Source organism: Alkaliphilus pronyensis (assembly GCF_009017275.1).
Taxonomy (GTDB): Bacteria; Bacillota; Clostridia; order Peptostreptococcales; family Natronincolaceae; genus Alkaliphilus_C; species Alkaliphilus_C pronyensis.
Window position 1 is genome coordinate 1 of sequence record NZ_WBZC01000067.1, and the last position, 10,000, is coordinate 10,000.

General features: G+C 32.3%; 9 protein-coding genes. 5 read left to right on the forward strand and 4 right to left on the reverse strand.

Annotation, left to right across the window (positions count from 1 at the left end):
* The 3 genes from F8154_RS15235 to F8154_RS13850 form a co-directional block, all read left to right on the forward strand.
* Nucleotides 1-291 (forward strand): hypothetical protein (locus F8154_RS15235; RefSeq protein WP_192930314.1); only part of this gene is annotated, 291 nt, incomplete at its 5' end.
* Nucleotides 292-882: 591 nt separating this feature from the next.
* The gene (locus F8154_RS13845; RefSeq protein ID WP_151862218.1) at nucleotides 883-1,836 is read left to right on the forward strand and encodes a M23 family metallopeptidase; all 954 of its coding nucleotides are present in this window, start codon (nucleotides 883-885) and stop codon (nucleotides 1,834-1,836) included.
* A 16-nt stretch (nucleotides 1,837-1,852) separates the two neighbouring features.
* Entirely contained in the window at nucleotides 1,853-2,230 is a 378-nt protein-coding gene (locus F8154_RS13850; protein ID WP_151862219.1) for a bactofilin family protein, read from the forward strand.
* A 23-nt stretch (nucleotides 2,231-2,253) separates the two neighbouring features.
* Here F8154_RS13850 and F8154_RS13855 read toward each other — a convergent pair whose 3' ends face one another.
* The 3 genes from F8154_RS13855 to F8154_RS13865 all read right to left on the reverse strand — a co-directional run bounded on the left by F8154_RS13855 (nucleotide 2,254) and on the right by F8154_RS13865 (nucleotide 5,555).
* Entirely contained in the window at nucleotides 2,254-3,216 is a 963-nt protein-coding gene (locus tag F8154_RS13855) for a diacylglycerol/lipid kinase family protein (RefSeq protein ID WP_151862220.1), read from the reverse strand.
* 26 nt (nucleotides 3,217-3,242) lie between these two features.
* Nucleotides 3,243-4,733, reverse strand: a complete 1,491-nt coding sequence (pdxR, locus tag F8154_RS13860; protein ID WP_151862221.1) for a MocR-like pyridoxine biosynthesis transcription factor PdxR — start codon at nucleotides 4,731-4,733, stop codon at nucleotides 3,243-3,245.
* Nucleotides 4,734-5,363: 630 nt separating this feature from the next.
* Entirely contained in the window at nucleotides 5,364-5,555 is a 192-nt protein-coding gene (locus F8154_RS13865; RefSeq protein WP_151862222.1) for a hypothetical protein, read from the reverse strand.
* Nucleotides 5,556-5,694: 139 nt separating this feature from the next.
* Between F8154_RS13865 and F8154_RS13870 the strand changes: the two genes are divergently transcribed.
* Together F8154_RS13870 and F8154_RS13875 are read left to right on the forward strand one after the other, a co-directional pair.
* Complete coding sequence (locus F8154_RS13870) at nucleotides 5,695-7,461, forward strand: ABC transporter ATP-binding protein (RefSeq protein ID WP_243141262.1); 1,767 nt, start codon at nucleotides 5,695-5,697, stop codon at nucleotides 7,459-7,461.
* Between the two features lie 11 nt (nucleotides 7,462-7,472).
* Entirely contained in the window at nucleotides 7,473-9,578 is a 2,106-nt protein-coding gene (locus F8154_RS13875) for an ABC transporter ATP-binding protein (RefSeq protein ID WP_151862224.1), read from the forward strand.
* 111 nt (nucleotides 9,579-9,689) lie between these two features.
* Here F8154_RS13875 and F8154_RS15240 read toward each other — a convergent pair whose 3' ends face one another.
* Complete coding sequence (locus F8154_RS15240; protein WP_192930315.1) at nucleotides 9,690-9,833, reverse strand: hypothetical protein; 144 nt, start codon at nucleotides 9,831-9,833, stop codon at nucleotides 9,690-9,692.
* Between the last annotated feature and the right edge of the window lie 167 nt (nucleotides 9,834-10,000).

The following is a 10,000-nucleotide window of genomic DNA, read 5'->3' on the forward strand; positions in this document are numbered from 1 at the left end:
AAAGAGATTATATCAACAAACAGTAAGGAGTATTCAATAGAGTTAACAACAGAAAAGCCAATAGCTTCAACAGTAGTAGATTTCACACTAGAAACCCATCAATATGCTAAAATTACATACTCACATCTAGTTATAGATGGAGGAACTACAGGTGAGGCAAAAGAAATATTCTATCATATAGGGGATGTACCCACTGGCTTAAATAGCTACAATCTACTTACAGCTGACGAAGCTTCCAGCTGGTTGAACCTAGATAGGTATGGTTGGGACATAGGAATTACACACTATTAATTATTAATCTCATGTTAATTTATTCTTCAATATTCTTTGAGTTTTAGCTTAATAATAAAAAAACTTCGCTTCTCTTATTTCAGAGCTTAAGCGACACTTATTTTCCTCTTATTGAGAAGGAGTATAAATAACGCTGGTGATATAAAGTATAACCCTGTCGATAAAGCTGGGTTATATTTTTTAAACCAACATTTACTTTATCTTTCAATTTAAAACCCATGTGTTTAAGTTTTTTTATTCTTTTCCAATCAATACTTACCGTTTCTATTATGTTTTCTTTTGTCTTTTAGGTTTTAAACTATTAACTATTCACTATTAGTCATTTACTGACTTTATAGGATTTCTTTTTAATTTCATTTTTAATTTTTCATTTTGTCTTTTAGTTTTTTATTTTGAATATGGTTGTAATCTTTTCTATTTAACATTCAACATTCAACATTTATAATTTCTTATATGGAGTTTTTAACTTTGAATTTCATATAGTATTATTTAACTAACTTTTCAAAAAAAATTTATTACTAAAAGGTTTTATATTATTTATGTCGAATAAATATTATTTGTAACACCCTGTAAATAGGAGGTTAAATTTTTATGAAGAGTTTTAATCATCTCGCAAAAAAACCTAAAAAAATACTATCCTTCACAGTGATACCCAGTACATCTAATAGAATTATTCAATTTAATATACCCTACTGGCTGCCATTGTTCTCAATAATTTTTGTTTTATCGTTACTTGCTGGAACCATTGGATTTTCCACCAGTTTCTTCGATACTAAAGCTAAGCTTTCAGCTGCCAATAATACCATCAACAATCTACAGGTTGAAAAACATGGGCACCTTGAAGAGATAAGCCATTTAAAGGGTAGAACAGTAGAAATAGAAGATAAGCTTGTATCCTTATACGAAATGCAAAATCAGGTGCTTGCCATGGTTGGTTTAGAACCCTCTGATTTTGCTTATGTTACAGAAAATTCCAGTGGTGGTGAAATTTTACCTTCTATTCTTGTTTCAAGATCAAATCGAAAGAGTATTCTATTTAATGATGACATTGATATTGATGTTGAGATGGAGTTTTTAGATAATTTAATTGGTAAGCAAAAAGAAAACATGAAAAAGCTAATTGATGATGTTGAAGAGCAATTAAAGTATATGGATGCATTGCCCAATAAACAGCCAACCATCGGAAGGTTTACTTCTGGATATGGCTATCGTATTTCACCCTTTAATAGAAGACGTGAATTCCATAAGGGTTTAGATATTGCTAATAAGAGAAATACAGATATTTATGCTGCAGGGAGTGGTGTTGTAACCTTTTCTGGCTATAATGGTGCGTATGGGCGTATGATTATAATTTCACATGGATACGGCTACACCTCTGTTTATGCCCATAACACAAAAAATCTTGTTGGTGTTGGGGATAGGGTCGAAAAGGGAGAAGTGATTGCTAAGATGGGAAGTACAGGCAGAAGCACTGGCCCACATCTACACTTTGAAGTCCGTAAGAATGGTAAATCTATTGATCCAGTATCAATATTAGAGGATTAGTAAAAGGAGGGTTTTGATGTTTAGTAAAAAGGATGATGTTCAATATACTAAATTTAACACTTTACTAGGAGCAGATTGTAGCTTTGAAGGGCGAATAAATACTCAAGGTACAATTAGGATTGATGGCGAACTAAAGGGTGAAATTAATGTAGAGGGTAACCTGTATATTGGAGAATCTGGTAGAGTAATTGGAAACGTCAACGGGAGCAATGTTTTTGTAGCAGGAGAAGTACAAGGTAATATTTATGCTACAGGACAGCTACGAATAGCAGCTAAAGGTAAGCTATTTGGTGATGTCCATATAAAAAGCTTTGTTTTAGATGAGAATGCCATCTTTGAAGGTACCTGTAAAATGCTTGGAAATGAACAAGTTCACGAAGCTGACAGCAAATAAAAAAACCTGTATAGGTTTTTTTATTATATATCAGACTTTGTAAATAATAGGTGGTGTTGGTTTTTATCTATATAGCTTTCAATAGTCTCTTTTGGCGGAATAATTATTGGTATTGCTGACTTAATAACCTTAAATGTCATAGGTAGCCTACCACCCATCTCTCCATCTATGTCTACTGCAACTTCACTATCACTTTCTATAGTAAATTCCTTTACTTGCATGTATTTTATACTTGGATGATTAATATGATTGCCTTTAATTATTAGAAAAAACAATGAAGCAACATCTATTAAATTAGTATTTTCAATAACAATTAAATCCAACAATCCATCATCAATTTTAGCTTCTGATGCTATATTTTTGAATCCACCAACCTGCTTACTATTGGCTATAATATAGAACAATATTTCCTTTTCTTCTATAACGTTGCCTATTTGCAGCTTAACCCTAATTGGCTTAAATATCTGCTTAGGAAACTCTCTAATACCTTCAAGGTAATAAGCAAACTTGCCTAATACAGTCTTTGCATCGGAGGATACCCTATAGGCCACATCCGTTAATAACCCACCTGCTGCAACATTCAAAAAATATCTATCTCCTGCCTTACCAACATCGGTATAGACTGTGTGGTTTAAATGGATCATTTCAGCAAATCTCATCAACTGACGGGGTACATTTAGATGTGTGGCAAAATCATTCACAGTTCCAGCAGGATAAATGGCAAGCTTTGAGTCACTATTATTAACCATTCCATTAATAACCTCATTTATCGTTCCATCTCCGCCTGCTGCTATAATAACATGATACCCTTGTTGTCCACTTTTTATTGCAATTTCTGTAGCATGGTGCTTTCCTTTGGTTCCTTCCATATCTACATCCATATTATACTCATTAACGAGAATATCCAATAGCTTCGGCACGGTTTTTAAAAGCAGCTTTCTACCAGAATTAGGATTATATATTATTTTTATTTTTGATTTCTTCATATAGGTTCCCCCAGTTAAGCATAGATTTACAATATTGGTTTAATGGTAATGTCCTTCCTTAGCTCCTCTTTATTATCTATATATTCACCTATCAAATTGCCTAATAGCTTAATGCCATATTTTATTTCAGAAGGATTAACCGATGCAATACTTAACCTAAAATATCCTTCATCTTGATTTCCCATGAAAAAAAGGTTGCCAGGTGCAAATATGACATTTTCCTTTACTGCTCTTTCATATAGTTTGTTAGAGGAAAAGCCTTTAGGGAGCTTAAGCCAAAAGTTTACACCACCAAGTGGTAGCTGACAATCTACATACTTAGGAAAATATTGATTAATAGATTCCTCCATTAATAGAAATCTTTCCTTATACTGTTCCTCCATGTAGGCTAAGTGTTTCTGCCATATCCCTTTATTTAAATATAGCTCAAAGGCCCTTTGCAAAAGTCCAGATGTTGAAATATCAGTAGTATGTTTAGCCATTAAAAGGTTATGATGAAGCTTTGAAGGAATAACTAGAAATCCAAGCCTTAAACCTGGCATGAATATTTTTGAAAAGCTTTTAACATATATTACTATTTCATGATTATCCAGTTTTTTTAATGTAGTACTGTCATTACTGTTAAAGTCAAGGTCACTTAAATAATCATCCTCAACAATGTAAATATTATGCCTTTTGCATATATTTAATATTTCTTTTTTTTTGCTGATGCTATAGGATATTCCAGTAGGATTTTGGAAGTTTGGCATTACATAAATGAATCTTGGTTTATATATCTTAATCTTTTTCTCTAAGGTTTCTAAGTCTAGCCCATCTTTTTGCAATGGAATGTCTATTATTTTTGCTCCCCTAGAATGGAATGCCGCCATAGCACCTGTGTAAGAAGGACTCTCTATTACAACATAATCACCGTAATTAATTAATGCCTTAGATATAATATCAATGCCCTGTTGTGCTCCTGAAATGATTTGAATGCTTTCAGTATCGGCTTCTATACCATAATGCTTAATATACTTATTTAAAACACTTCTTAATGGGTAGTAGCCTTTACCTTCTTGATAATCAAAGGCATGGCCCTTATCTCTATCTAAAACCTCATTTAAAACCCTCTTAAAATCTTCTACTGGAAAAAGCTCTGCCGAAGGTGTTGCACTGGCGAAATTAATCATATTTTTTTCCACTTTCACATGTCCCTGCTCCATTAATTGGTTTTTAACTGAGGCTTGATGCTTACTTATGTCATCTTCATTATTTAGCTCCTGTGGTAGCTCCTTAGCTATATATGTACCACTGCCAATTCTTTTATATACAAGACCTTCCTTTTCAAGAATCTCATATGCCTTTACCACCGTTACATTATTTACTTCAAGGGTTTTTGCCATTTTCCTTACAGGTAAAAGCCTCTCCTCCTCCATTAAATGTCCTTGTAGTATTAATTCCTTTATTTTTTTATATAATTGTATATACAAATGTTGAGACTGATTCTTATCTAGCTTAATAGATTTGAAATCATACATTTAATCACCTCAATAAAATATTGTTACCATACAATTATTATATCAAAGAGACGACCTATTTAATATACAAATATAGTAAGTTTTGATGATTGTAACTTACTTTATGAACACACCACCTCCGTCCCCCTGTGCTTTCCCCCTTATAATGTCGAACAATGTAGATAAAAAACAATATACATTTTAAGAAAAAAAATATACAATTTTATCTAAATAAGGTATGTTTTCTATTTTTTAAATATTATTAAACTAATATTATAGCACAAAAACTTATTCTACACTTAGTTAAGCTTTTAGTGGAACAATACAGATGACATATGGAGTAATAAGAACACAACACCTCCGTCCCCCTGTGCTTTTGGTTAAAATCCTTTTACAATGCTTTTAGGGATATAAATTTCTAAAAAAGGAGCCGAAAAAATGAAATTAGATAAAAAATCTTTAATAAAAATCATTATTGGTTTTGTTCTATTTATGGTTATTAGGATCATTATTAAGCTATTTAACTAAAATAGTATAAAATCATTTATGAGAACACAACACCTCCGTCCCCCTGTGTTTCTATGAGAACACAACACCTCCGTCCCCCTGTGTTTCTAAAAAAAGAGTCAGATTAACTCTGACTCATTTCTTCTAATCACCTCTATATTTATCTGCCAATCTTTGAAGTTCCATTGCTTGTCTTCCACTTGATTCTGCAAATTCCTTAAACTGACTAGCCACTTCTTTGTCCTCTGTAGTCTTAGAAAACATCTCAAAGTCCCTCACCATTTCCTGTGCATCTAAGAGCTTTTTAGTAATCATATCCTTTGTGTTTAAGTTCATACTACACACCTCCTTTTATAATTATATTTTTCCAAATGCTACTTCAAATATTCTATAAGTTATCTTTATATTTATTAGAATAAATAAAGGAAATGTTAGATTAATTATAGAATAGGGAATATTTAGATTAAAAGACAAAATGAATAGAGGTGAAGTAATGGGTCACTTTATAACTTTAAAGAGCTTCTTTTTACGTAATAAATGGTTTTATATACTTGGTATAGCTTGGCTACTAATTGTAGACATACTTCAGCTGCTGATACCTGAGGTTTTAAGAAGATTTACAGATCAGCTACAGGCTAATAATCTCTCCAGTACAGATGTCTTTAAATATGGTATCTATATTATTGGGATTGGCTGCGGAATAGCCTTTTTTAGATTTTTATGGAGAATTTATATAATGGGCACATCAAGAAGGCTAGAATACGAATTAAGAAATAGACTTTTTTCTCATTTGCTTAAATTATCTACAAACTATTACACCAATCATAAAACTGGTGATCTGATGGCACATGCCACCAATGATATTAATGCCATCAGAATGGCTTTGGGTCCTGGAATAGTTATGATTACCGATGCCATTTTTATTACGGTTATAGCCATTACTATGATGGTGGTAACAACAGATTGGCGTTTGACAGTACTTGCACTATTACCCTTACCTTTTTTAGCCATAACAATTACTAAATTTGGGAAGGTAATAAACACTAGGTTTAAGGCAGTACAGGAGTCTTTTTCTTCACTTACAGACACTGTACAGGAAAATTTCTCAGGAATAAGAGTAATTAAGTCATTTGTTCAAGAGATATCAGAAATTGAAAAATTCAGTGAAAAAAACCAAATGGTCTATAGCAAAAACATGGCTCTGGTGAAGCTATATGGTATGTTTTTTCCCTTTGTACAGTTTATGTCTGCCCTAAGCTTTTTAATAGTTATTGGCTACGGAGGCTCATTAGTAATTTATGGAGAAATATCCCTAGGGGATTTCATAGCATTTGAAGCCTACTTAGCCTTACTGGTTTGGCCCATGATGGCTATAGGCTGGGTTATAAACATACTTCAAAGAGGTTCTGCGTCAATGGAGAGAATTAATGCTATTTTAATGGAAAGCCCTGAAATAGTTGATAAGGATAGTTCTATTGAAGTTGATAATATGACAGGAAATGTAGCTTTTGATAATATCTCCTTCAAATATCCAAACAGCAATGAGTATGCATTAAAGAATTTTTCAATAAACATTAGGAATGGATCTAGCTTAGGGATAATTGGAAAAACCGGAAGTGGCAAAACAACTATCGCTACTCTTTTACTAAGATTATATGAAGCTAATGAGGGGACAATTTATATTGATGGAATTCCTCTAAATGATATTAAGCTAGAAAGCATTAGGAATCAGATTGGGTATGTAGACCAAGACAGCTTTCTTTTCTCTACTACTATTGCAGAGAATATATCTTTTGGAGTTGATGGCTGTAGTAAGGAAAAGATTATAAGGATGGCTAAAATCGCAGAGGTCCATAATAATATAGTTGATTTTCCATTAGGCTATGAAACCTATGTGGGTGAGAGGGGTGTTACTTTATCTGGAGGTCAGAAGCAAAGAATATCAATAGCTAGAGCAATAATTAAAGAGCCTAGAATTTTGATATTAGATGACTCTTTATCAGCGGTTGACACCGATACAGAAGAAAGCATTTTAAACTCATTAAAGGAAGAAATGAAGAATAAAACAAGTATTATTATTGCCCATAGGATATCTACAATAAAGGATTGTGACAGTATTATTGTTATGGATAATGGTGTTATAGTTGAAGAAGGCAGTCATAGTCAATTGCTTAGTAACAACGGTCTTTATTATGAAATATATCAAAAGCAACTATTAGAAGAGAAACTATCAAATGAGTAGGTGGTGGTAAAATGGATAATAGCTTTCAAGAAGAGGTTTTGGGAAAATCATATGATTCAAAGCTTATGGCACGACTTTTAAAATACGCCAAGCCCTACTGGGTTGCCTTAACAATATGTATATTGCTTCTAATAGTAATATCAGTTATTGATCTAGCCCAGCCCTATATAATTAAAATAGCAATAGACGATTACATTAATGTATATGAAAAACCTATATACGTCTTTGAAGAGGCACCAGAGGAATTGAATTATTTTGTTTTTCAGGATAAATATTATGTAAAGGCTAATGACTATCAGAAATCCTATTCATATGATGATATTGTTCAGTTAGTGGAATATAACAATCGTGATTATCTTGTAAATACTGATATACCACAACAAGTCACTGATTACCAGTTCATTAGAAGGGCTGATGCTTTATTCCTACAAATAGCTGATGAAGAGCTAGTTCCCCTTCAGCTTTTGTCGTCTAATGAAGTAAAGGAGTTTAGAAGACAGGATGTTGCTTCATTATTTAAGCTTAGTTTATTATACTTAGTCATTATAATCTTAGCTTTTCTCTTAAACTATATACAGGTTTACATATTAAATCATACCAGTAATAAAATAATTTACAATATACGCCAACAGCTGTTTTCACATCTTCAAAACATGTCATTAAGTTTTTTCGATAAAAATCCTGTTGGACGATTAGTTACAAGAGTTACTAATGATACAGAAACTCTTTTAGAGATGTACACAAGTGTATTAGTAAATCTTTTTAAGGACCTGTTTCTTCTTTTAGGTATCATAATTATAATGCTAAGGATGAATATAAGACTTGCAGCCATTTCTTTTGTGGTAATTCCTATAATACTAATCTCTGCTACTATTTTTAGAATAAAGATAAGGGATGCCTACAGAGATGTTAGAGTTAAGCTTGCTAAAATAAACTCTAGCCTTAACGAAAACTTTACTGGGATGAAAACTATTCATATATTCAATAGGGAAGAACAACAGTTTAAAAGCTTTGACAGCAATAATCAAGAGCTTTTAGCTGCTAATAAAAGAGAAATCTTTATTTATTCAATTTTTCGTCCCTCAATGGAGATATTAAGATCCCTTGGAATAGCCATAATTATATGGTATGGCGGGGGACAGCTGCTAAGGCAAAACATAGAGTTTGGTGTTCTCTTTGCCTTTATTAGCTACATAAAAAGATTTTTTCAGCCAATTAATGATTTAACCGAGAAATATAATATTCTTCAGTCTGCAATGGCCTCCTCTGAAAGAATATTTGCTTTACTTGATAAAAAGCCTTTAATTGAAGAGCCAATTAATCCAGTTAAAGCAAGGGAGTTCAAAGGGGAAATTGAATTTAAAGGGGTCTGGTTTGCATATAATAAAGAGGATTGGGTGTTAAGGGATATTAGCTTTAAAATTAATCCTGGTGAATCTGTAGCAATTGTTGGTGCAACAGGAGCTGGAAAATCTTCTATAATAAATTTAATAAGCAGACTATATGATATTCAACGGGGAGAGATATTAATAGATGGAATAAATATCAAGAATTACTCTTTAGCTGAATTAAGAAAAAACATAGGTGTAGTGCTTCAGGATGTGTTTATGTTTACTGGTACGGTAAGAGATAACATAGTTTTAAATAAAAAGCAGCTTTCTGATGATGATATAATAGAAATATCCAAATATGTAAATGCCCACACCTTTATAGAAAAGCTTCCAGAGGGCTACAATCAGCCTATAATGGAGAGAGGAGCTAATCTTTCTACTGGTCAAAGGCAGCTTTTAGCCTTTGCTAGAGCTTTGGTGTATAACCCATCTGTCTTAATATTAGATGAAGCCACATCAAACATAGATACAGAAACAGAAGCCCTAATTCAAGATGCAATAGCAAAAATAATACGTGGCAGAACAACAATCGCAATTGCCCATAGACTATCCACTACTCAAAATTGTAATAAAATTATTGTTTTACACAAGGGAAAAATCCGTGAGGTTGGGAGTCATCAAGAGTTGTTACAAAGGGAAGGTATATACTTTAATCTATACCAGCTACAATATAAGGAATCCTTTAACAATACCCAGCAGCATAAGCATAAAATGAGTAGCCTATAAAGTCTAAAACCCTATTTAATACCAAAGCATCAATATTCTATAACAAAAAACAATAAAAACCTCTACATCCTATTAGAGGTTTTTATTTTATAATATAATATGCATAATTTTTTAGCCCTCTTGCAGAAATCTTCTCTCGTACATTTCGCATTCATCTAAAGTACAGGTGTTCACTACACAATGAATACAGGTATAAACACCACATTCCCTTACTTCCTCAGTATTTTCGTAATCTTTAATTATTTGAGTCATCACCCATACCTCCTATTATTAATAATTTATATTTGTAATACAATTATATCAGCAATTCATTTATATGTCAATTGCAATTTTGTAATTTTATTATTCATTTTTCTCCAACACCATATACCTGCTAAATTTTACTATCAGATTCCTGTTTAAATAGGTATTTTATGAGAAAT